Genomic DNA, 22,100 nt, shown 5'->3' on the forward strand with positions numbered 1-22,100 from the left:
TTGCTGATAGGCTGTTGTCGTAAAGCCTGTCTTGGGTATTCATTCAACCATATTGGGAGAGCGCAATGAAGATCACGTGGCTCGGCCATTCCGGTTTTCGCATCGAGATCGCGGACCAGGTTCTGCTGGTGGACCCCTGGGTCACCGGCAACCCGGTCTTTCCCGAGGACCGCCGCGCAGAGGCGATCGCGGGGGCGACGCATGTATTGGTGACTCACGGCCATTTCGACCATATCGCCGACGCGGTCGATATCTGCCGCGAGCTGTCGCTCCCCTGCGTGGGCATTTTCGATTTGATGAGCTGGTGGGAAGAGAAGGAAAAAATCGCCGTCGTGGGCTTCAACAAGGGCGGCACCGTGATGTTGGGCGATGTTGCGGTGACGATGGTCAACGCGGTGCATTCCGCCTCGATGGGCGGCAGCGACGGGCCCGTCTATACCGGCACCGAATCGGGGTTCATGATTTCCGGCGAGGGCCACACGATCTACGTCACCGGCGATACCGACGTGATGGCCGACATGAAGGTCTTCAACGACCTGCACGCGCCCGATATCGGCATCCTCTGCGCCGGCGGGCATTTCACCATGGACATGGCGCGCGCGGCCTACGCGGCGAAGACCTTCTTCGAGTTCAAGACGGTGATCCCCTGCCACTACAAGACCTTCCCGTTGCTGGAACAGTCGGCCGAGGCATTGAAGGCGGGGCTGCCGGGCGTGGATGTACTAACGCCGGAGGTGCTGGAGACGGTCGAAATCTGAGCCGGCAAAACTCTTGCCCCCGGCGCTCGGCGTCGCCCGCCGGGGTTACCGTTTCTCCGCGAAGAACGCCTTGAGAAGTGCCTCGGCCGCCGCCGAGGCGATGCCGTCATAGACCTGGGGCACGTGGTGGGATTGCGGATGCTCGAACACCTTTGCCCCATGCGCCACGCCGCCCGATTTCGGGTCGGCCGCCCCGTAGTAAAGCCGCGCGATGCGGGCCTGGGCGATGGCCGAGGCGCACATCGCGCAGGGTTCCAGCGTCACGTAGAGGTCGTGGCCCGGCAGCCGCTCGGACCCCGCTGCAGCGCAGGCCGCCCTGAGCGCCAGGATCTCCGCATGGGCGGTGGGGTCGCAAAGCTCCCGCGTGCGGTTGCCGGCGCGCGCCACGATCTCGCCCCGGGGCGAGACCACGACGGCGCCCACAGGCACCTCGCCGCGGGCGGCGGCGGCGCTTGCCTCGGCCAGGGCGGCGTCCATATGGCTGCGAAACGGGCTCATCGCCCCGTCTTGCCGCGCCTGCGCCGTTGAACGCAAGCCGCTTTCCCAACCCGCCATTCGGGCGTAAAGGAACGCCATGAGCACAGAGCTTCCAAAGGGCGAGCGCATCGCCAAGGTGCTGGCGCGCGCCGGCGTGGCCTCGCGCCGTTCCGCCGAGGCGATCATCGCGGCGGGCCGGGTCACGGTGAACGGCAAGCGCATCGACAGCCCGGCGCTGAACGTCACGCCCGATGACAAGATCGCCGTCGACGGCCAGCCGCTGGCCGCACCTGAGCCGCCGCGGCTGTGGCTCTACCACAAGCCCGCCGGCCTCGTGACCACCGAGCGCGACGAAAAGGGGCGCCCGACCGTCTTTGACGCACTGCCCGAAGACATGCCGCGGGTGGTGTCGGTCGGCCGACTCGACCTCAATTCCGAGGGGCTGTTGCTGCTGACCAACGATGGCGAGATCAAGCGGCGGCTGGAGTTGCCCTCGACCGGCTGGCTGCGCAAGTACAGGGTGCGGGTCAAGGGCGCGCCCGACGACAAGACGCTGGCCCCCCTGCGCGCGGGCGTGACGGTCGCGGGCGAGCGGTTTCAGCCGATGGAGGTGAGCCTTGATCGGCAGCAGGGCGCCAATGCCTGGCTGACCGTCGGCCTGCGCGAGGGCCGCAACCGCGAGATCCGCCGCGCGATGGAGACCGTGGGCCTGAGCGTCAACCGTCTGATCCGCGTCGGCTACGGGCCGTTCCGCCTGGGCGATCTGAAGCCCGGCGCGGTCGAGGAGGTGCGCGCGCGCGTTCTGCGCGACCAGCTGGGCCTCGACGCCGAGTTCAAGCCGCAAACCGCCCCCCGCCCACGGCGGGCGCCCCGCAAGCGGCGCTGAACGCCAGGTCGGGAAAACCGTATCTTTCGGCGACGTGTCTTTCACGATGGCGTTGCATCCCATATACATAAAAAGGTCAGGCGACGCCGATAAGGGGCCAGGGATGTCCGGTACGGGGCTGCAAAAACTCGCTTACTTCTTGCTCTTCGGGCTCATCCTCTACGTCTCGCTGACGGGGGGTGCCTGATGGCCCGGCGCTTTGGCGGAGAATTCAGCCCCAAATCGGCGCCCAAGGACGCGGTGCCACCGCGCCACCCGTTCCACGGAAAACGCGCCACGCAGATGGGCGGGCGGGTCAACGCGCTGTTTCTTGCGCCGCTGCCGCTGGCTGTCCGCGCGTTTTTCGCCGAACCCGTGCGGCTGGCCGCGTTTCTCGCCGCGTTCGGCCTCTTGATCCTCGCCGCCTGGCTGACGCGCGAGGGGCTGAAGGCGCAGATGGCCTACGAGGCGCGCAAGGTCGCGCGCCGCCCGGCGCTGCCGCGCAAGATCATCGGCTCGGTGTTGACCGGGGCGGGGCTGGGGCTGGCGGGCATGACCGCTCACGGGCCGGCCGAGGCCGTCGTCTTCGCCATCCTCGGCGCGGGGCTGCACTTTCTTGCCTTCGGGCCCGACCCGCTGAGCGACAAGGGGATGGACGGCATAGACACCTTTCAGCAGGACCGCGTGGCGCGCGTCATCGACGAGGCCGAAAAGCACCTGGCCGCGATGACCGACGCGATCCGCCGTGCCGGCGACCGCGGGCTGGAGGCGCGGGTCGAGCAGTTTCAGACCACCGCGCGCGAGATGTTCCGCACCGTCGAGGAAGACCCCCGTGACCTGACAGCGGCGCGGCGCTACCTTGTCGTCTACCTGCTGGGCGCGCGGGACGCGACGATCAAGTTTTCCGATCTCTATTCACGCACCCGCGACAGCGGGGCGCGCACCGATTACGAGGCGTTCCTGAACGACCTCGAACAGAACTTCGCCGCCCGCACCGCCAAACTGCTGCTGGACGACCGGGCCGACCTAGATATCGAGATTGAAGTGCTGCGCGAAAGGCTGCAGCGCGAGGGCGTACGCCCCGAAGAGGCGATGCCGCATAACGGAGAGTGAAAGTCATGTCGGAAAACGTTCGCGAAAAGGCCGCCGAGGCTCTGGCCGAGGTCGAAAAGGTGACCGCCGCCATCCTGCCCGAACCGATGGACGAGATCGTGCCGCTCGATGCGGCCGAGCCGCCGGCGGCCGACGCGATCCGCTCGCGCATGGCCGAGATCGACATGGGCAACACCAACTCGATCATCGCCTTCGGCTCGGGCGCGCAGGCCGAGCTGCAGGAAATCTCGCAATCCATGCTGGCCGATGTGCGCAACAAGGACGTGGGCCCGGCCGGCGACAGCTTGCGCGAGATCGTCACCACGATCCGCGGCTTCTCGGTCTCCGAGCTGGACGTGCGCCGCGAACGCAGCTGGTGGGAAAGGCTCTTGGGCCGCACCGCGCCCTTCGCCCAGTTCCTGGCACGCTTCGAAAACGTGCAGGCCCAGATCGACAAGATCACCGACAGCCTGCTGGGCCATGAGCACAAGCTGCTCAAGGACATCAAGTCGCTCGACATGCTTTATGAAAAGACGCTGACCTTTTACAACGAGCTGGCGCTTTACATCGCCGCGGGCGAGGAAAAGCTGAAGGAACTCGACACCCAGACCATCCCTGCGAAAGAGACCGAGGTGAACGAAGCGCCCGAAGGCGACCAGGTGATCAAGGCGCAGGAGCTGCGCGACCTGCGCGCCGCCCGCGACGACCTGGAGCGGCGCGTGCACGACCTCAAGCTGACCCGCCAGGTGACGATGCAATCGCTGCCCTCGATCCGGCTGGTGCAGGAAAACGACAAGTCGCTGGTCACCAAGATCAACTCGACGCTGGTCAACACCGTGCCGCTTTGGGAAACCCAGCTCGCCCAGGCGGTGACGATCCAGCGGTCGAAAGAGGCGGCCGAGGCGGTGCGCGGCGCCACCGACCTGACCAACGAGTTGCTGACCGCGAACGCCAAGAACCTGCGCGCTGCCAACAAGACGGTCCGCGAGGAGATGGAGCGCGGCGTTTTCGATATCGAAGCCGTCAAGCAGGCCAATGCAGAACTGATCGCGACGATCCAGGAAAGCCTGCAGATCGCCGACGAGGGCAAGGCCCGTCGCGCCGCCGCCGAGGAAGAGCTCAAGAAGATGGAGGCCGAGCTGCGCAACACGCTGGCCGCGGCCAAGTCGCGGGCCCAGGCCGGCGGATCGGTTCCCGGGTCCTGAGCGCGACGTGAGGCGTCCCTGGCGCGCATCGGCCCTGGCGGGGCTGGCCCTGTTGGGGCTGGCCTCTTGCGACATGCCCGAGGCGCCGGTCGACTCCACCCCGCCGCGCGCGCGCCCCGAGACCGTCCCGGCAATGCCCTCGGCGGAAAGCCGGGCCATGGCCGCGCATTTCGGCCGGGTCGAGGCGGAGCTGCGCGAGCGCGGCCTGCTGCGCACAGACGGCGGCGGCGCCGACACCCCGGTATCGCGGCGCAACCTGGTGGAAAACTTTGTCCGTATCGCCCTTTACGACGAATACGTTGCCCATTCGGGAATGCTCGTCGCCGAACAGACCGAAAGCCGTCTGCGCCGCTGGGAACAGCCGATCCGCATGGGGATGGTGTTCGGCGCCGCCGTTCCCGCCGCCCAGCGCCGCGAGGACCGGGCCAATATCGTCGGCTATGCGCGCCGGCTGTCCCGGCTGACCGGATTGCCGATCCGCATGACCGCGCCGGAAGACGCGAATTTCCACATTCTGATCCTCAACGAGGACGAGCGCCGCGCCTTCGGGCCCGACCTGCGCCGGCTTGTGCCGGGCATCGACCGCACCGCCGAGCTGACCATCACCGGCATGCCTCGCTCGACCTTCTGCCTCGTCTTCGCCTTTTCCAAGGGCAATTCCAGCAGCTATTCCCGCGCGGTGGCGGTGATCCGCGCCGAACACCCCGACCTGCTGCGCCTGTCGTGCCTGCACGAGGAGCTGGCCCAGGGCATGGGGCTGGCCAATGACAGCCCCGCCGCGCGCCCCTCGATCTTCAACGACGACGAAGAGTTCGGGCTGCTGACCGGCCATGACGAGCTGCTGCTGCGTATCCTCTACGACCGCCGTCTGAGGCCTGGCATGACCGAACGTGACGCCCGCCCCATCGTCGAGCAGATCGTGGACGAGCTGTTGGGCGGAGAGAGCTGAGACCGCAGCGCCGTGGCGCCCGGCACCCTACTGGAGGACCTAGAGCATGGGTATTTTCGACTTCCTTTCCGGCGAGTTCATCGACGTCATCCACTGGGTCGACGACACCCGCGACACCATGGTCTGGCGGTTCGAGCGCGAGGGCCACGAGATCAAGTACGGCGCCAAGCTGACCGTGCGCGAGGGGCAGGCCGCCGTCTTCGTCCACGAGGGCCAGATCGCCGACGTGTTCACCCCCGGCCTCTACATGCTGGAAACCAACAACATGCCGGTGCTGACCACGCTCCAGCATTGGGACCACGGGTTCAAATCGCCCTTCAAGTCGGAAATCTATTTCGTCAACACCACGCGCTTCACCGACCTCAAATGGGGCACGAAAAACCCGATCATGCTGCGCGACCCCGAATTCGGCCCCACCCGTATCCGCGCCTACGGCACCTACACGGTCCGTGTGACCGACCCGGCGAAATTCCTGGTCGAGATCGTCGGCACCGACGGCGAGTTCACGATGGACGAGATCGGCTTCCAGATCCGCAACATCATCGTGCAGGAATTCTCGCGGGCGGTCGCGGGCGCAGGCATCCCGGTGCTCGACATGGCCGCCAACACCGCCGAGCTGGGCAAGCTGGTGGCCGGCGCCATCTCCGAGACCATCGCCGCCTACGGGCTCAGTCTGCCTGAGCTTTACATCGAGAATATCTCGTTGCCCCCCGCGGTGGAGGCCGCGCTCGACAAGCGCACGTCGATGGGGCTTGTGCAAGATCTCGACCGCTATACCCAGTTTTCCGCCGCCGAGGCGCTGGGCGCGCCCGAGGGCGCGGCGGGCGGCGCGATGGCTGCGGGGCTGGGTGCCGGCATGGGTATGGCCATGGGCCACGCCATGAGGCCCTGGGGCGCGCGCGACCAGTCCGCCCAGCCCGTACCGCCCCCGCCGCCGCCGGTCGAGCATGTCTGGCACATCGCTGAAAAAGGCGAAACGCGCGGCCCGTTCTCCAAGGCCGACATGGGGCGGATGGCCGGCGAGGGCGCACTCAAGCGCACAACCCATGTCTGGACCCCGGGCCAGGACGGCTGGATGCATGCCGAGGACGTGGCCGAACTGGCGCAGCTTTTCACCGTGCTGCCGCCGCCGCCGCCCGAGGCCTGAGGCCCCCGCTTCTTCTTGGCCCAAATACCCCCGCCGGAGGCATCGACATCATGGCCGCGCCCCATCCGCCCGCGCCGCAGGAGGCACACCGCTTTCCCTGCACGCAATGCGGCGCCGATCTGCGCTTCGAGCCGGGCAAGGGGCGGCTGGTCTGCGACCATTGCGGGTATAGCGAACCGGTCGAGCAGGCCCAGCCGCCGGCGCACCCGATCCGCGAACTCGATTTCCGAATCGCCGTCGAGGCCAGCCTTCCGACGCAGGAGATCGAGGAAACCCGCGTCCTGTCCTGCCCCAATTGCGGCGCGCAGGTCGAATTCGACGCCGATACCCATGCCGCCGAATGCCCGTTCTGCGCCACCCCCGTGGTCACCGACACCGGCACCCACCGCCATATCAAGCCGCGCGGCCTGCTGCCCTTCGCCCTGACCGAGCGCGACGCACACAAGGCGATGGCCGACTGGCTGGGGCGGCTCTGGTTCGCGCCGAACGGGCTGAAGCAATACGCCCGCAAGGGCCGCAAGATGCAGGGCATCTACGTGCCCTACTGGACCTTCGACGCCGATACCGCCAGCCGCTATACCGGCGCGCGCGGCACCGTCTATTACGAAACCCGCACCGTCATCCGCAACGGCGAGCGCCGGAGGGTGCAGGTGCAAAAGGTGCGCTGGACACCGGTCTCGGGGCGGGTCGCGCGGTTTTTCGACGACGTGCTGGTGCTGGCCAGCCGCAGCCTGCCGAAACGCTTCACCGACGCGCTGGAGCCGTGGGACCTGTCAGGGCTGCTCCCCTACCGGCCCGATTTCCTGGCCGGCTTTCGCGCCGAGGGCTACACCGTGGTCCCCACCGACGGGTTTCAGGAAGCCCAGGCGATCATGGAACGGATCATCCGGCGCGACGTGGCGTTCGATATCGGCGGCGACCGCCAGCGGATCGAGACGCTCGAAACGCGGCTCTCGGATGTCACCTTCAAGCATGTTCTGCTGCCGGTATGGCTGGCGGCCTACAAATACCGGGGCAAGACCTACCGCTTCGTCGTCAACGGCCAGACGGGGCGCGTGCGCGGCGAACGGCCCTGGTCGGCCTGGAAGATCGCGCTCGCCACCCTGCTCGGTCTCGCGCTGGCCGGGCTGATCGGCTATTTCGCCGCGCTCAACCAAGGCTGAGGCGGGGCCGCCTGAACGGCCCCGGCTGCTGTCCTCTCCCCGGGTTTCTCAGCCCTTCGTGACCGGGATTTGCGTGCCTCCCGGCATCTCTGCCTGTGCCTTCTTGCCGACGCTGACGGTCAGAACGCCATCCTTCAGATCGGCGCTTACCCTTGCCGGATCGGCGTCCGGCGGCAGGCGGAAGCTGCGCGAGAACGATCCGTATTGGCGTTCGCTGAAATACCAGGTCTCGCCCTCTTCCTTGCGCTCCGAGGTCTTCTCGCCCTTCACGGTGACGACCCCGTCGTCGAGATTGACCTCGATGTCTTTCTCCTCGACCCCGGGCAACTCCATCTTGATGCGGTAGCCGTCATCGCCCACCGACGCCTCGGACGCGGGGGCGAACCAGTCGGCCACCCGTTCGCCCAACCCGCGGAGCGGTTCGTAAAGCGAGGGCCAGAAGCCTGTGGTGTGGGTTTTCTCGACCATCTCAAATCTCCTCTTCGTCAAGAGAACCATTGCGCGCCAAGTGTCGCGCCTGCGGCGCCCGGCTGCCATGACGTGCATCAACACTGCGCTTGGTTTGCACCCCGCCGCCCCTGCGACTATGGCTGGAGAACCGAGCCAGAGGGAAAGGATGCCGCGATGATCCTGTGTTGCGGGGAGGCCCTGATCGACATGCTGCCGCGGCGCACCGCCGAGGGTGAGGCCGCCTATGTGCCCCATGCGGGCGGCGCGGTGTTCAACACCGCCATAGCTCTGGGCCGTCTGGGCGCGCAGGCGGGAATGTTCACCGGGCTGTCGACCGACGTCTTCGGCGATCAGCTTGCCGCCGCGCTCGAGGCCGCCGGCGTCGAGTCCGGCCTCGCCCTGCGCGCCGACCGGCCCACCACGCTGGCGGTGGTGATGCTGAGCGACGGTCAGGCGCGCTACAGCTTTTACGACGAGGGCAGCGCGGGGCGGATGCTGTCGCCCGACGCGCTGCCGGCCCTGCCCGACGCTGTCGAGGCACTGTTTTTCGGCGGCATTTCCCTGATGGTCGAACCCTGCGGCACCGCTTACGAGACGCTGATGGCCCGCGAGGCGGCCTCGCGCGTGACCATGCTCGACCCCAATATCCGGCCCGGTTTCATCGCTGACGAGACCGCCTACCGCGACCGGCTGGCGCGGATGCTGGCGTTGGCCGATATCGTGAAACTGTCGGACGAGGACCTCGCCTGGCTGGAGGGTCCGGGCGAGCCGCGCGCGCTGGCCCGCGGGATACTGGCCAAGGGCCCGCAGATCGTCTTTCTGACCCATGGCGGCGAAGGCGCGCTGGCGCTGACCCGGACCGACGAAATCGCCCTGCCCGCCCCGCCGGTCGAGGTGGCCGATACCGTGGGCGCGGGCGACACGTTCAACGCCGGCGTGCTGGCCGCGCTGCAGTCCGAGGGCAAGCTCAACCGCACCGCGCTGGCCGGGCTTGGCGGCGAGGCCCTGTCGCGGGCGCTGGCGCTGGGCATCAAGGCCGCCGCGATCACCGTATCGCGGCCCGGCGCCAACCCGCCCTGGGCCAGGGAAATCGCATGAGGGCGCTGGTCCAGCGGGTCAGCGAGGCGGCGGTGCGCGTCGAGGGGGCCGTATTGGGCGAGATCGGCCCGGGCCTTCTGATCCTCGTCTGCGCGATGCAGGGCGACACCGAGGCCGAGGCCGACAAGCTGGCCGCCAAGATCGCCAAGCTGCGCATTTTCACCGACGCGGACGGCAAGATGAACCGCGCGCTGGCCGAGATCGGCGGCGGGGCGCTGGTGGTCAGCCAGTTCACGCTGGCCGCCGATACCTCGCGCGGCAACCGCCCCGGCTTTTCCTCTGCCGCACCACCCGGCGAGGGCGAGCGGCTTTACGAGTATTTCGCGGGGCGGATGGCCGCCCAGGGCGTGCCCGTCGCCACCGGGCGTTTCGGCGCCGACATGAAGGTGTCGCTCGTCAATGACGGGCCGGTGACGATCTGGGTCGAGGTCTGATGCAGGCTCAGGTCTGCAGCACGTAGGTGCCGGGCGCGGCGCAGACCGTCGGGTAGCCGCGCGCGGGCGCGCCCATCGCCGGCGGGGCGGTCTTGCCGCTGCTCTGGCGGGCCAGCCAGTCGCGCCATTCAACCCACCACGATCCCTCTTGCGGCGCGTGCCGCTCGGCCCAGGTGTCGGGGTCGAGATAGTGCGCCTCGGGCGTGCGGTGGCCGATGCGGAAATGCCGGCCGCGATGCCCCGGCTCGCTGAGGATGCCGCCGTTATGGCCGCCCTTGGTCAGCACGAAGGTCAGGTCGGTATCGGTGAACAGCGTCGTCTTGTAGACCGAGCGCCAGGGCGCGATATGGTCTTTCTCGGTGCCCAGCACGAAGAATGGAGCGGTGATGTCCTTCAGGGCGATCACGCGCCCGTCGACGGCAAATCGCCCCGCGCTCAGCCGGTTTTCCAGGAAGAGGCCGCGCAGGTATTGCGAATGCATCCGGTAGGGCATGCGCGTGGCGTCGTCGACCCAGACCGAAATGTCGAACTCCTGCTCTTCGACCCCCAGGAAATACCGCCGGATCGCCCGCGACCAGACCAGATCGTTGGCGCGCAGCGCCCGGAAGGCGCCCGACATCTGGTCCTGCGACAGGTAGCCCTGATCCCACATCATGTCTTCGAGATAGGCGATCTGGCTTTCGTCGACGAAAAGCATCAGCTCGCCGGCCTCGGTGAAATCTGTCTGCGCGGCAAGAAGCGTGATCGAGGCCAGCCGATCGTCGCCGTCGCGCGCCATCGTGGCCGCGGCGATCGACAGGATCGTACCGCCGAGGCAATAGCCGCAGGCATGAACCTTCTGGTCGGGCACGATGGTGGTGACCGCGTCGATTGCCTGCATCACGCCGCGGCGGCGGTAATCGTCCAGCGACAGGTCGCGCTGCGCCGCGGTGGGGTTGCACCAGGAGATCGCAAAGACGGTAAAGCCCTGCCCCACAAGGTATTTGATCAGCGAATTGTGCGGGCTGAGGTCGAGGATGTAGTATTTCATGATCCAGGCCGGGACGATCAGCACCGGCTCGGCCTCTACCTTGTCGGTCTGCGGCGCGTACTGGATCAGCTCGAACAGGTCGTTGCGATAAACCACCTCGCCCGGCGTACAGGCGAGATTGCGGCCCACCTCGTAGCTGTCCGAAGGCTCGGGTCCGCCATCGACGAGCTGACGCACCGCGTCGTCGACGAAATTGCGCGCGCCCTCGGCCAGGTTGCGGCCGCCCGACTGGACCGTGCGTTCCACGATCTCGGGATTCAGCGGCGGCACGTTCGACGGCGCGGCCATATCCAGCATCTGGCGCGCCATGAAATGCACCCGGTCGGTGCTGTGGGGGCGCGCGCCGCGCATGTCGGCCGTGGCGCAATCCCACCAGTCCTGCATGGCCAGAAACCCCGTCTTCCACATCCGGAAGGGCGGCTTGTCCCAGGCCGGGTGGTCGAACCTGTGATCGTCGGCGGCGGGCGTAAACGCCGGCGCGCCGCCGGGCGACATGCCCATCGCATCGGTCGCGGCCTTCCAGAAATTGAGCTGGGCGCGCTCGGCCAACTCCAGTTGCCGTCCCGGGGCGCGGGCCAGATGCATTGCCCAGTCGGCCCAGGCCGACGCGGCGGCATGGGGCGAGACGCCCCGCGTCATCCGCGCGCTCATAGCACGCACGGCGCGGTCGAGCGTTTCGTGGCTATGGGTCGGGGCGCGGGCGGCCGCGGAGGCCGGCACCGGCGCGGCGGCGGGCCGGGCCGCCGCCGCGCTGGCAGTCTCGGCTTTGGTGGCGGCGGGCTTCGGGGTTGCAGCGGGCATGGGCACCTCGTTCGTCGGGGTCTCGGCGCGCAGCCTATGCCCTGGCCCGGACAAGGGAAAGCCGCGCTTTGGCGCAGCGCCCCCGCGCGGCCAATGGCGGGTCTGCGAGGCCCAAGGAGCCGCAACCGGGTATCCCGTCGGGGGACGCGGCGCGCTGGACTTGGGTCTGTCAAAGCCTAGTGTAAAAGTGACAAGGAGGACAACGCGCAGATGCTTTATATCCTCACACCCGGCCGCATCGCCAACCCCGGCGTGCTGAAAATCAGGAAAGCGCCCCGCAAGCTGATCGAGAAGGGCCTGGGCCTCTTGCCGCGCGGGATGCCCCTGTCGGGGATGTTCTGGCGTATTTTCCTGGAGTTCTCGTTCCCGCGCTACCTGCTGGCGCTGGCGCCGTTCCCGATCCTGCTGTTGGCCTTCCCGGACTTCGCACTGCCCCTGGCCCAGGCGCCTGCGCTGCTGTTTCTCGCGATCTACATGGTGGAGTACCATTACCTGAGCTACGGCAACCCCGAAAAGCGCAAGGCGCTGGCCGACGAGACCGAACGGGCGCGTGCGCTGGATCTGGTGCAGGTCCGTTCGCGCAAGGTGCTGACCCAGATCGCCGCAGGGCGCAAGTTGCAGGCAGGCACCCTGCACCTGGTCGTGGAGCAATCGGGGCTGGCCCGCGTCGTGCCGCTGACCATGGTGTCGGTGCAATACGAAAATGACGGGGTCGAGGTGCTGCAACTCAGCCCCGAGGAGGAAAAGCTGATCGAGGACACGCTCTTCGACAAGGAGCTGGACGAGCGCTTTCTGCACCGGGTGAACATTTCCGAGAACAAATATATGCGCAGCGTGGAGCTGGACCCGAAATCGGTTTCGGCCCATGCGCGGCTGGCCGCGATGGCGGGCTGAGGCGCGTTGACCTGGCCGGAACGCAGGCGGTCGCGTTCGCAGATTCGGGTATTTTGACCAAGAAGAAGCAGGGCCGCGCCTACCGGTCCAGCGCAAGCACCCGGCCGAACGGCGGCGCGCTCGGCACCTCGCCGGGCACGGCCCAGATCACCGGAACGCGGCCCGGTTTGGGGCCGAAGACGCCTTCGAGATCGGTCAGGATGACGATCGCGGAGGGGGCGAGGCGCGCGGCGTGGTCGATGACCTCGACAAAGGAGGTGCCGCCTTCGCGGGAGAACGCGATGTCGAGGATGCGCGATTCCCAGTCGGCGCCGGTCATCAGTTCGTGCGCGTGCACGATGGTGTCGAAGACCAGCACATGCACCTCGGCCCCGGTGCGCCGGCCGATACCCGCCACCTGGGCTGCAAAAAGCGCCAGCCGGGCCTTGTCGATCGAGGCGGAGCTGTCGATGCCCACGGCGATTTTTGGCGCGTCGCGGCGGTGCACGGTACCTGGCTCGTAGACCGGCACAGCCCCGCCGGCGGCGCGCGCCGCGCCTTCGAGCGCGATCCAGCGGCGCGTGGGGCGCTGGTAGGTGCGGCGCGGGTCGTGCTGGACGGCGCGGGCCAGCAGGCCGCGCAGGACGACCTCCCAGGGGGTGTGGGGTTCGGGGATGTCGGCGATCCGGTGGCCGAGCATGCCGATGCCGGTGCCGGCGAGCCGCCCTTCGGCCATGGCCCGGGCGAGGCGCTGGCGCCATTCGGCGTCCTCGGCGGCCCCACCCTGCCCGGCCTCGGCGTCGGAGGCGTCGAGGTCGGGGGCAAAGCCCTGACGCTCGGCGTAATCGGCGGCGCGGGCGGCGGCGCCCTCGCTCTCTTGCCCCTCGTTTCCGCCGCCGCGGCCCTTGCCCTTGCCCGTGCCCCCGGCCTGGCCCCGGGCGCCCTCGCGGCCGCCGGGCTTGCCCTGCCGGCCCTGCATCAGCGCGACATAGAGGGTTTCGGCGTCGTAGCGGCCGATGGCGCGCTCGGCCGGCATGTCCTCGTCCAGCGCGCCTTTCAGCACCCCCGTCAATTCCACGCAGGGGCGCGGCAGGATATAGCCCGACAGCAGCAGCGTCTGGTTGACGATGGCGTCCGTGGCGAGGTTGAACATCTTCTCGTCGTAGCGGTCGCCGAAGCGGGCGAACATGGCGCGTGCGCGCGGCACGTGGCGAAAGGCAACGTGCAGGATGTGGTGGGCGGCCAGCCCGATCTGTTCGTCGAGCGACAGCGCCTCGAACGGGGGCCGGTAGAAGATGGTGCGCCCGTCGGTCCAGGCCGGTCCCTCGCCCGCCTCGGCATCGCGGTGGTTGCACCACAGCGACAGCGAGGCGAAGGCCGGATCGACCTCGGAGAGCTTTTGCAGCGCGCGGGTGGCGCGGGTCGAGTGCCGCTCGGCCATGGGTTAGTCGAGCCCCGCCGCCTTGCGCTCGTCGGCATAGGCACGGTAGGCGGGCGTGGCGAGGAAGGCCTCGCCGATGCCGAGCTCGAGGCCGCGGCGGATCAGCCCTTCGAAACCGTAGGTGCAGAGCTCGCCCAAGGGCATGCGCTTGAACTCGGGGTCTTCGCGCAGGCGCGAGAGCTGGCGGATATCGGCCATGATGTCGATGGCGTCCTCGGCGTTGCGGCGGTCGAGGATCCCGATCAGCCCGTAGATCAGCGCGTTGAGCCCATGCATCGTGGCGGGGTAAAGGGCGATGCGGTCCTTACGGTCGGCCTCGAGCATCTCGGTGACCTGAACGGTGGCGGCGATGTCGTCGGCGATCAGCGCGAAATCGGCGGCCGCCGCGTCGCCCACGGTGCCGGCGATCAGCACGTTGCGCACACGCCGGTCGGGCACCGCCTGCATGATCTGGCTGACCCGTTCCCAGCTGCGCGGCGTGCTGGCGATCATGTGGCCCTGGTCGAGCGCGCGCTCGGTGGTCTCCAAGAGGTCCGCGCGGGTCTTGATGAAGGCGATCACGGCGGGATGCAGGCCCCTGGGCACCGCGTAATTGTCCAGCCAGTCGGAGGCCACGGCCTGCACGTGCAGGTGGATCAAACGGTCGGAGAGGGCGGTGTTCATCTCGTAGGCGATGGCGCCGTCCTCGACAGTGTTGCCCGCGGCCACGACGAAGACGCTGTCGGGCAGCCGGTGCCGGCCGACCCGGCGTTCTTGCAGCAGGCCGTAGACGGTGGGTTGCAGGTAGGGCGATGCCGCGGTCAGCTCGTCGAGAAAAAGGATCGACGGCGCGTCGATGTCGTCGGGCAGATCCTCGGGGCGGTACCAGATGGTCTTTTGCGCGTCATGGTCGTAATAGGGCAGGCCGCGCAGGTCCTGCGGCTCGATCGTGGTCAGCCGCAGATCGAAAAGCCGCGCGCCGATCGCGTCGGCCAGTTGCGCGACCACCTGTGTCTTGCCCACGCCGGGACGCCCATGCAGCATGTAGGAGACCTGCATCGCGCCCGATCTCTGCGCCTCCCATCCGGCCTTTAGCACCTCGTAAGCGTCTCCTGCGGAGACTTTCATCGTATTGACGGCCATTTGCCTGCCTCGTCTTGAAACAATTCTTCCACATACCAGTTGGGTCTCCAGGGCGGCGTGTCGAGCCGCCGGACAGCGCCGCGATAAGGAGAGCCCATGGAATTTGTCACTGACCGCATCGAACGCGCGGCATTCCTGCCCCTGCCCCGCCCCGATACGGCCGAAGGCCGTCCGCGGCGGGTGGGCGTCGAGATCGAGTTCGGCGGGCTCACCGAAATGGAAACGGCCGCGCTGGTGCAGGCGGTGCTGGGCGGGCGCGTGGTCGAGGACACGCCGCACGAGTTTGTCGTCGATGGCACGACGCTGGGCGATGTCGAGGTCTGCCTCGACACCGCGCTGCGCGACAAGGCGGGCACGGCGCTGGCCGATCTGGGGCTTGAGCTGGGCCGCGCCGTGGTGCCGGTAGAGATCGTCACCGCGCCCTTGACCCCCGACGACCTGCCGCACCTGGAAGACTTGCGCAAACGGCTGCGCGCTGGCGGCGCCCAGGGCAGCGGCGGCGGGCTGTTCTTGGGGTTTGGCGTGCATCTCAACCCAGAGATCGAGGGGCCGGAGGTGGGCCATATCCTGCCCGTCGTGCGCGCCTACGCGCTGTTGGAGGACTGGCTGAGGAAGGCCGACCCGATCGATCCGTCGCGCCGCCTCCTGCCCTTTGTCGACCCTTATCCGCGGAGCTTTGTCGACCGGCTGGCCGGGGCGCCGGACTGGTCGCTGGGCGCGCTGATCGACGCCTACCTGGAGGAAACGCCGACGCGCAACCGCGGGCTCGACATGTTGCCGGTGTTTCGCCATCTCGACGAGGCGCGGGTGCTGGCGGGCTTGGACGATGCCAGCGCGGTCAGCGCGCGGCCGGCCTATCACTACCGCCTGCCCGACAGCCGTCTGGACGACCCGGAGTGGACGCTCGCCTATGAGTGGAACCGCTGGGTCATGGTTGAACGGCTGGCAAACCGCCCCGACGCGCTGGAACGGCTGGCGCGGGACTGGCTGGAGTATCGCGAGGCCTGGACGACGACACGGCCCGACTGGCTGGCCCATGTCGAGGCGCGGCTGGACGAGCTGAACCTTTGGGAGGCCGCATGACCCGCCCGCTGATCGGCGTCACCACCTCGGCCCGGTCGGGCTGGCGCATCTTCCCGCTGGTGGCCTTCAACCTTTGGATTGCCGGCGGCAAGGGCGTGCGCTGGGTTGCCGGGCGGCCGGCCGATCTCGACGATGTGGACGGGCTGATCATCGGCGGCGGCGACGACATCTCGCCCGACCTCTATGGCGGGCAGTTGATCGCCTCGGCAAGGCTGGACACGGCGCGCGACGCGATGGAACGGCGGCTGGTCGAGGGCGCGATGGCGCGCGGCAAGCCGGTGCTGGGCATTTGCCGCGGCGCGCAGATGATCAACGTGGCCCTTGGCGGCACGCTGGATCAAGACGCCTACGGCACCTACACCGCCTCCAGAAAGGTCTGGACCGTGCTGCCGAAGAAGACCGTCACCGTCTGCGACGGCACACGGCTGGACGAGATCGCGGGCGACGGGCCGATGCGAGTGAACGCGCTGCACAGTCAGGCGGTAAAGGATCTGGGCACCGGGTTGCGCGTCGCCGCCCATGACGAGGGCGGCATGATCCAGTCGGTCGAGCGGCTCACCGACCCGTTCGCGCTGGGCGTGCAATGGCACCCCGAGCATCTGTTTTATGCCCGCCGCCAGCGCGCGCTCTTTCGCGCGCTCGTCACTGCCGCGCGGGCCTGCCGCGACGAGGAAGGCCAGATCGCCGCCGTCGACGCCGAAATGGCCGCCCCCTCCTGAGCCCATTCGCCGCTTGCGGCCCCTGCCCCCTTCTGCATAGCATGGCGCCCGGAAAACAAGGGCTGCGGCGGGTGCCGCGGCGGCACCAACAGGAGGGACGAATGGCCGGATTCAAGACACTCGCGGCGGGCCTCTGCGCGCTGGCGCTGGCCACGGCCGCCCAGGCCGAGCCGCTTAAGGTGGGCATGATCACCACGCTTTCGGGCGGCGGCGCGAGCCTTGGCATCGATACCCGCGACGGGTTCATGCTGGCGGTCAAGCAGGCGGGCAACCCCGATCTGGAGGTCGTCATCGAGGACGACCAGCGCAAACCGGACATCGCGGTGCAGCTGGCCGACAAGATGATCCAGTCGGAAAAGGTCGACGTGCTGACCGGGATCGTCTGGTCGAACCTCGCCATGGCCGTGGTGCCCGCCGCCACCGCCCAGGGCAAGTTCTACCTCTCGACCAACGCCGCGCCCTCGGCGCTGGCCGGCAAGGGCTGCAACCCCAACTACTTCTCGGTCTCCTACCAGAACGACAACCTGCACGAGGCCGCCGGCGCCTATGCCGCCAAGGCGGGCATCAGCAAGGCGTTCATCATGGCGCCGAACTATCCGGCGGGGCAGGATTCGCTGGCAGGCTTCAAGCGGTTTTACGAGGGTGAAGTCGTGGGCGAGGTCTATACCCAGCTCGGCCAGACCGATTATGCAGGCGAAATCGCGCAGATCCGCGCCTCGGGCGCCGACGGCGTGTTCATCTTCCTGCCCGGCGGCATGGGGATTTCCTTCGTCAAGCAATACGCCGACTCGGGCGTGGGCCTGCCGCTGATCGGCCCGGCCTTTTCGTTCGAACAGTCGATCATCCAGGCGATGGGCGACGCGGCGCTGGGCGTGCTGAACGGCGCCAACTGGTCGCCCGACCTGGGCAACGACGCCAACCAGACCTTCGTCACGTCCTTCCAGGAGGAATACGGCCGCCTGCCCTCGGTCTACGCATCCTACGGCTACGACACCGCAAACCTGCTGCTGTCGGCGATGGGCAAGGCCGACGTAAAGGACGCCGACGCCTTCCGCGCCGCGCTGAAAGAGGCCGATTTCGCATCGGTGCGCGGCGATTTCGCCTTCGGCCCGACCAACCACCCGGTGCAGGACCTTTACGTGCGCGAGGTGGTACGGATGGGCGACATCCTGACCAACCGCATCGTCGGCACCGCCATGGAGGACCGCGGCAACGCCTACGAGGGCGAGTGCGAGATGTAAGCGCGACCTCCGCGGCGGGCTGACCCGCCCGCCGCGGCCCCGAAGGAGCCCGCCTTGTCGGCATTGCTACTGATCGAACAGGCCCTCAACGGCCTGCAATACGGCGTGATGCTGTTCGTGATGGCGGCGGGGCTGACGCTGGTCTTCGGCGTGATGGGGCTGATCAACCTCGCGCACGGATCGCTTTACATGGTGGGCGCGTTCGCCTGCGCCGCCGTCGCCGCGGCCACGGGCAGCTTCTGGCTGGGGCTGGCGGCGAGCCTGGCCGCCGCGGCAGCGGCGGGCGCATTGGTGGAACTCACCGTCATCCGCCGCCTCTACGCGCGCGATCATCTCGACCAGGTGCTGGCCACCTTCGCGCTGATCCTCGTCTTCTCGGAAGGGACAAGATGGCTCTTCGGCTCTTTCCCGCTCTATCTCGACATCCCGGCGGGGCTGTCCGGCCCGGTCACGTTGCCAGGCGGGCTGGACTACCCGCTCTACCGGCTGGTGCTGATCGGCATCGGGCTGGCCATCGCCGGCGGCCTGTTCTGGCTGATCGGGCACACGCGGCTGGGCATCCGCATCCGCGCGGGCGAGGCCGACCGCGAGATGATCGCGGCGCTGGGGGTCGATATCTCGCGCCTTTATACCGCCGTATTCGCCCTGGGCGCGGCGCTGGCGGGGCTGGCGGGCGCGCTGGTGGGCGCGCTGCAATCGGTGCAGGTGGGCATGGGCGAGCCGGTTCTGATCCTCGCCTTCGTGGTGATCGTGATCGGCGGCATCGGCTCGATCAAGGGCGCGTTCGTCGGCGCGCTGCTGGTCGGCATGACCGACACGCTGGGCCGGTTCCTGCTGCCGGCAGCCTTCGGGCACATCATGGACCCGTCCAGCGCCACCTCGGTCGGCGCGGCGCTGGCCTCGATGCTGATCTACATCCTGATGGCCGGCGTGCTGGTGGTACGCCCCGGCGGGCTATACGGGCGGGCATGACGTGATCCGCGAGGGGCTGTTAAACACGCTATTGATGCTGGGCCTCCTGGCCGTGCCGCTGATCGCGCAGGCGATGGGCGAACCTTTCGTCATCACGCTGGCAACCAAGGTGGCGATCCTGGCGCTGGCGGGCGTGGGGTTGAACGTCGCGCTGGGATTGGGCGGGATGGTGTCGCTGGGCCATGCGGCCTTTTTCGGCATCGGCGGCTACGCGATGGGCATCCTTGCCGCCCCGGTGCAGGCCTACGAGCCCTTGATGACATGGCCGATCGAGGTGCCGGGCACCAAGTCGATGCCGGTCATCTGGGCCGCGGCCATGGCCGCAGGCGCGCTGGCCGCGTTGGCGATCGGCGCGCTTTCGCTGCGCACGGCGGGGGTCTATTTCATCATGATCACGCTGGCCTTCGGCCAGATGCTATTCTATTTCGCAATCTCCTGGCCCGCCTATGGCGGCGAGGACGGCCTGTCGATCTACGTGAGGAACGGCTTTCCGGGGCTGAACACGCTCGACCCGATCCAGTTCTTCGCGCTGGCCTTCGGCCTGCTGGCGCTGGCGCTGTTGTTCGCGCATCTGCTGGCCCGGTCGCGTTTCGGCCTCGCGCTGCAGGGCGCGCGGCAAAACCCCGCCCGCGTGGCCGCGCTGGGCATCAGGCCCTACACGCTGCGGCTGACGGCGTTCGTCATCTCGGGCGCGATCACGGCGCTGGCCGGCGCGCTTTTCGCCGATCTCAATCGCTTCGTCTCGCCCGCCATGCTCAGCTGGCAGACCTCGGGCGAGATCATGGTCTTCGTGATCCTCGGCGGCGTCGGGCGGCTCTTCGGCCCGGTGGCGGGGGCGGCGCTGTTCATCCTGCTGGAACACTGGCTGGGCGGCGTCAGCGACTACTGGAAGCTCTTTCTCGGGCTCATCCTGCTGGCCATCGTGCTGTTCGCCCGGGGCGGGATGATCGGCGCGCTGGCCGGGCGGCAGGTGGCCCATGACTGACCCGGTGCTGGCGGTGCACGACCTCTCGGTCGCCTTCGGCGCGCTCAAGGCGGTCGACAGGGTGTCGCTCGATCTGCGCCCCGGCGAGATCCACGCGCTGATCGGACCGAACGGCGCGGGCAAATCGACCCTGATCGGGCTGATCGCCGGGGGGCTGCGCCCGGCTTCGGGGCGCATCACCTTTCTGGGCCGCGACATCACCCGCCGCGACACCGCGGCCCGCGCGCGGATGGGGCTGGCGCGCAGTTTCCAGGTCTCGTCGGTGGCGCCGGATTTCACCGTGCTTCAAAACGTTACCCTGGCGGTCGAGGGGGCCCAGGGCCGGGCCTACGGGTTCTTCATGCCCGCGCTCTCGGACAGGTCGCTGACCGACCGCGCCGCGCAGCACATCGCGCGGGTCGGGCTGTTGAACCGCGTGGCGGTGCCGGCGGGGGATCTCGCCCATGGCGAGCGGCGGCGGCTCGAGGTCGCCATGGCGCTGGCCCAGCACCCCAAGGCGTTCCTGCTGGACGAACCGATGGCCGGGCTCGGCCCCGACGGCGCGCGGGAGTTCACCCAGATTCTGGACGAATTGCGGCACGAGGCGCCGATCCTCCTGGTCGAGCATGACATGGACGCGGTGTTCCGGCTGGCCGACCGCATCAGCGTGCTGGTCTATGGCCGCGTCGTCGCCTCTGGCGGCGTGGCCGAGATCCGCGCCAACCCGGAAGTGCAGCGCGCCTATCTGGGCGATGAGACCCTGCCATGAGCGCGTTGCTGGAAATCAGCGGCGTGACCGCGTTCTACGGCCATTCCCAAGCGCTTTTCGGCGTCGACCTGGAGGTGGCCGAGGGTGAGGTGGTGGCGTTGATGGGCCGTAACGGGATGGGCAAGACGACCACGATCCACAGCGTGATGCGCCTCGTGCCGCACCGCGCGGGCGCCATCCGCTTTGCCGGCCAGCCGCTGGGCGGGCTCGCCCCGCACCGCGCTGCGCGGCTGGGGCTGGGGCTGGTGCCCGAGGGGCGCCGCGCCTTCGCCGGGCTGTCGGTCGAGGAAAACCTCGTCGCAGCCGCGCGCTCCGGCGCCTGGGGCCTGCGCGAGATCTACGCGCTTTTCCCCCGTCTGGAGGAGCGGCGCGGGCAGGACGCGCGGTCGCTTTCCGGGGGCGAGCAGCAGATGCTGGTGATCGGCCGGGCGCTGATGACCAACCCGCGCCTGCTCATTCTCGACGAGGCGACCGAGGGTCTGGCGCCGCTTATCCGGCAGGAGATCTGGGGCGTGATCCGTCGGCTCAAGGCCGAGACGGGGCTGGCCATCCTCGTGGTCGACAAGTCGCTGAAGGAAATGTCCCGCGCAGCCGACCGGGCGGTGATCCTGGAAAAGGGGCGCGTGGTCTGGGCCGACGCCATGGGCGCGCTGACACAGGAGTTGGCCGACCGGTACCTGGGGGTCTAGGCGCGCCGTTCCCGTTAAAGGGCGCCGGGGCCCGGCGGCCCCGGCGCAGCACGCAAATGCCTAGCTTGCGTGATGATTGCAGGTAACGTTCGGGTTGAACGGCTCCAGATTGCCCATCGGGTTTTCGCGGAAAAGCCAGACATGCTGATCGAAATGGGGCATGAAGCCGTGCGCCTCGTCCAGCGCCGTTTCCGCGTTGTCCACCATGTGGTCCCACGACCGGCCGTTCATATGCGGCGGTCCATCATTGCCGGCCCCGCGCCAGGCGGCTTCGAAGACGAGATTCTCGATCCCCACGAGTTCCAGCGATCCATCGGCCTGCGGCTCGTAAAGCAGGATCGCCGGCGCCCTGAAATCGGTGTGGATGCTGCCGCCGTCGACCCGCGGTTCGGTCGCCGTGATCTTCAGCACTGCCGGATTCAGGTAGTGAATCCCCATCGCCCCCATGTCGGCCGGCTTGCCCTCGTCGGCGGCCGTCACGCAATGGCCGGACGGGTCGGGAATGTAGCCCTCGGCAAGCGCCACGTTCACGTCCTTGTATTTCTCGGCGGCCATCCTCAGCGCGTCGAGATCGTACTGGTCTGAAGATGCGGCAGATACCGTCGCAATACCCGCGACAAGCGTTGCCACCACAGGCAAAGCCCAGTTCATGATTGGTCCCCTCCCTTATTGAAGCAGGCCAATCGGCGTTGTCAGGCACCAAAGGCCCACAAGCACTTATACCACATCCATCGGGAAAAGATCCGATTCGATATGCC

The 22,100-nt window shown here is 68.2% G+C and carries 23 protein-coding genes; 17 read left to right on the forward strand and 6 right to left on the reverse strand.

The window, feature by feature from the left end; translation table 11 throughout:
• Positions 1-65: 65 nt before the first annotated feature.
• Positions 66-758, forward strand: a complete 693-nt coding sequence (locus Ga0609869_RS03370; protein ID WP_125407797.1) for a metal-dependent hydrolase — start codon at positions 66-68, stop codon at positions 756-758.
• A 45-nt stretch (positions 759-803) separates the two neighbouring features.
• Here Ga0609869_RS03370 and Ga0609869_RS03375 read toward each other — a convergent pair whose 3' ends face one another.
• Positions 804-1,256 carry a nucleoside deaminase gene (locus Ga0609869_RS03375; protein ID WP_125407795.1) on the reverse strand — a complete coding sequence of 151 codons (453 nt, stop codon included), beginning with the start codon at positions 1,254-1,256 and terminating at the stop codon, positions 804-806.
• A 76-nt stretch (positions 1,257-1,332) separates the two neighbouring features.
• On the opposite strand from Ga0609869_RS03375, the gene Ga0609869_RS03380 reads away from it, so the two are divergent.
• The 6 genes from Ga0609869_RS03380 (at position 1,333) to Ga0609869_RS03405 (ending at position 7,656) form a co-directional block, all read left to right on the forward strand.
• A complete protein-coding gene (locus Ga0609869_RS03380; protein ID WP_125407793.1) occupies positions 1,333-2,121 on the forward strand; it encodes a pseudouridine synthase in 789 nt (262 codons plus the stop codon).
• Positions 2,122-2,307: 186 nt separating this feature from the next.
• Complete coding sequence (locus Ga0609869_RS03385; RefSeq protein WP_125407791.1) at positions 2,308-3,213, forward strand: 5-bromo-4-chloroindolyl phosphate hydrolysis family protein; 906 nt, start codon at positions 2,308-2,310, stop codon at positions 3,211-3,213.
• Positions 3,214-3,218: 5 nt separating this feature from the next.
• Positions 3,219-4,397 (forward strand): toxic anion resistance protein, encoded by a 1,179-nt coding sequence (locus Ga0609869_RS03390; RefSeq protein WP_125407789.1) that lies wholly within the window; start codon positions 3,219-3,221, stop codon positions 4,395-4,397.
• Positions 4,398-4,470: 73 nt separating this feature from the next.
• Positions 4,471-5,346, forward strand: a complete 876-nt coding sequence (locus Ga0609869_RS03395) for a DUF2927 domain-containing protein (RefSeq protein ID WP_125408227.1) — start codon at positions 4,471-4,473, stop codon at positions 5,344-5,346.
• Positions 5,347-5,392: 46 nt separating this feature from the next.
• Positions 5,393-6,493: an SPFH domain-containing protein gene (locus Ga0609869_RS03400; protein ID WP_125407787.1), complete on the forward strand. Its 1,101-nt coding sequence runs from the start codon at positions 5,393-5,395 to the stop codon at positions 6,491-6,493.
• A gap of 50 nt (positions 6,494-6,543) precedes the next feature.
• On the forward strand, positions 6,544-7,656 hold the full coding sequence (locus Ga0609869_RS03405; protein WP_125407785.1) for a TFIIB-type zinc ribbon-containing protein: 1,113 nt from the start codon (positions 6,544-6,546) through the stop codon (positions 7,654-7,656).
• A 48-nt stretch (positions 7,657-7,704) separates the two neighbouring features.
• Here Ga0609869_RS03405 and Ga0609869_RS03410 read toward each other — a convergent pair whose 3' ends face one another.
• Complete coding sequence (locus tag Ga0609869_RS03410; RefSeq protein ID WP_125407783.1) at positions 7,705-8,124, reverse strand: Hsp20/alpha crystallin family protein; 420 nt, start codon at positions 8,122-8,124, stop codon at positions 7,705-7,707.
• A 156-nt stretch (positions 8,125-8,280) separates the two neighbouring features.
• Here Ga0609869_RS03410 and Ga0609869_RS03415 point away from each other — a divergent pair, with 156 nt between their 5' ends.
• Positions 8,281-9,204: a carbohydrate kinase family protein gene (locus tag Ga0609869_RS03415; RefSeq protein WP_125407781.1), complete on the forward strand. Its 924-nt coding sequence runs from the start codon at positions 8,281-8,283 to the stop codon at positions 9,202-9,204.
• The gene (dtd, locus tag Ga0609869_RS03420) at positions 9,201-9,638 is read left to right on the forward strand and encodes a D-aminoacyl-tRNA deacylase (RefSeq protein WP_125407779.1); all 438 of its coding nucleotides are present in this window, start codon (positions 9,201-9,203) and stop codon (positions 9,636-9,638) included. Before Ga0609869_RS03415 ends, dtd begins: the two co-directional genes overlap by 4 nt.
• A gap of 7 nt (positions 9,639-9,645) precedes the next feature.
• On the opposite strand, the gene Ga0609869_RS03425 is transcribed toward dtd, so the two are convergent.
• A complete protein-coding gene (locus Ga0609869_RS03425) occupies positions 9,646-11,469 on the reverse strand; it encodes a PHA/PHB synthase family protein (protein WP_125407777.1) in 1,824 nt (607 codons plus the stop codon).
• 210 nt (positions 11,470-11,679) lie between these two features.
• Between Ga0609869_RS03425 and Ga0609869_RS03430 the strand changes: the two genes are divergently transcribed.
• Complete coding sequence (locus tag Ga0609869_RS03430; RefSeq protein WP_125407775.1) at positions 11,680-12,363, forward strand: hypothetical protein; 684 nt, start codon at positions 11,680-11,682, stop codon at positions 12,361-12,363.
• A gap of 79 nt (positions 12,364-12,442) precedes the next feature.
• Here Ga0609869_RS03430 and Ga0609869_RS03435 read toward each other — a convergent pair whose 3' ends face one another.
• A complete protein-coding gene (locus tag Ga0609869_RS03435; RefSeq protein WP_125407772.1) occupies positions 12,443-13,783 on the reverse strand; it encodes a vWA domain-containing protein in 1,341 nt (446 codons plus the stop codon).
• Positions 13,784-13,786: 3 nt separating this feature from the next.
• Positions 13,787-14,905, reverse strand: coding sequence for an AAA family ATPase (locus tag Ga0609869_RS03440; protein ID WP_125407770.1), 1,119 nt, complete (start codon positions 14,903-14,905; stop codon positions 13,787-13,789).
• 96 nt (positions 14,906-15,001) lie between these two features.
• Between Ga0609869_RS03440 and Ga0609869_RS03445 the strand changes: the two genes are divergently transcribed.
• The 7 genes from Ga0609869_RS03445 to Ga0609869_RS03475 all read left to right on the forward strand — a co-directional run bounded on the left by Ga0609869_RS03445 (position 15,002) and on the right by Ga0609869_RS03475 (position 21,342).
• Positions 15,002-15,988 carry an amidoligase family protein gene (locus Ga0609869_RS03445; protein WP_125407768.1) on the forward strand — a complete coding sequence of 329 codons (987 nt, stop codon included), beginning with the start codon at positions 15,002-15,004 and terminating at the stop codon, positions 15,986-15,988.
• Entirely contained in the window at positions 15,985-16,707 is a 723-nt protein-coding gene (locus tag Ga0609869_RS03450; protein ID WP_125407766.1) for a gamma-glutamyl-gamma-aminobutyrate hydrolase family protein, read from the forward strand. Before Ga0609869_RS03445 ends, Ga0609869_RS03450 begins: the two co-directional genes overlap by 4 nt.
• A gap of 101 nt (positions 16,708-16,808) precedes the next feature.
• Entirely contained in the window at positions 16,809-17,948 is a 1,140-nt protein-coding gene (locus Ga0609869_RS03455) for an ABC transporter substrate-binding protein (protein ID WP_125407764.1), read from the forward strand.
• Between the two features lie 54 nt (positions 17,949-18,002).
• Positions 18,003-18,920, forward strand: coding sequence for a branched-chain amino acid ABC transporter permease (locus Ga0609869_RS03460; protein WP_125407762.1), 918 nt, complete (start codon positions 18,003-18,005; stop codon positions 18,918-18,920).
• A 1-nt stretch (position 18,921) separates the two neighbouring features.
• Positions 18,922-19,905: a branched-chain amino acid ABC transporter permease gene (locus Ga0609869_RS03465; RefSeq protein ID WP_125407759.1), complete on the forward strand. Its 984-nt coding sequence runs from the start codon at positions 18,922-18,924 to the stop codon at positions 19,903-19,905.
• Positions 19,898-20,653, forward strand: a complete 756-nt coding sequence (locus tag Ga0609869_RS03470) for an ABC transporter ATP-binding protein (protein ID WP_125407757.1) — start codon at positions 19,898-19,900, stop codon at positions 20,651-20,653. Before Ga0609869_RS03465 ends, Ga0609869_RS03470 begins: the two co-directional genes overlap by 8 nt.
• Complete coding sequence (locus tag Ga0609869_RS03475; protein WP_125407754.1) at positions 20,650-21,342, forward strand: ABC transporter ATP-binding protein; 693 nt, start codon at positions 20,650-20,652, stop codon at positions 21,340-21,342. The genes Ga0609869_RS03470 and Ga0609869_RS03475 overlap by 4 nt, the downstream gene beginning before the upstream one ends.
• A gap of 60 nt (positions 21,343-21,402) precedes the next feature.
• On the opposite strand, the gene Ga0609869_RS03480 is transcribed toward Ga0609869_RS03475, so the two are convergent.
• Complete coding sequence (locus tag Ga0609869_RS03480; protein ID WP_245972371.1) at positions 21,403-21,993, reverse strand: hypothetical protein; 591 nt, start codon at positions 21,991-21,993, stop codon at positions 21,403-21,405.
• Positions 21,994-22,100: the final 107 nt, after the last annotated feature.

This window comes from Rhodovulum iodosum (assembly GCF_041020385.1).
GTDB lineage: Bacteria > Pseudomonadota > Alphaproteobacteria > Rhodobacterales > Rhodobacteraceae > Rhodovulum > Rhodovulum iodosum.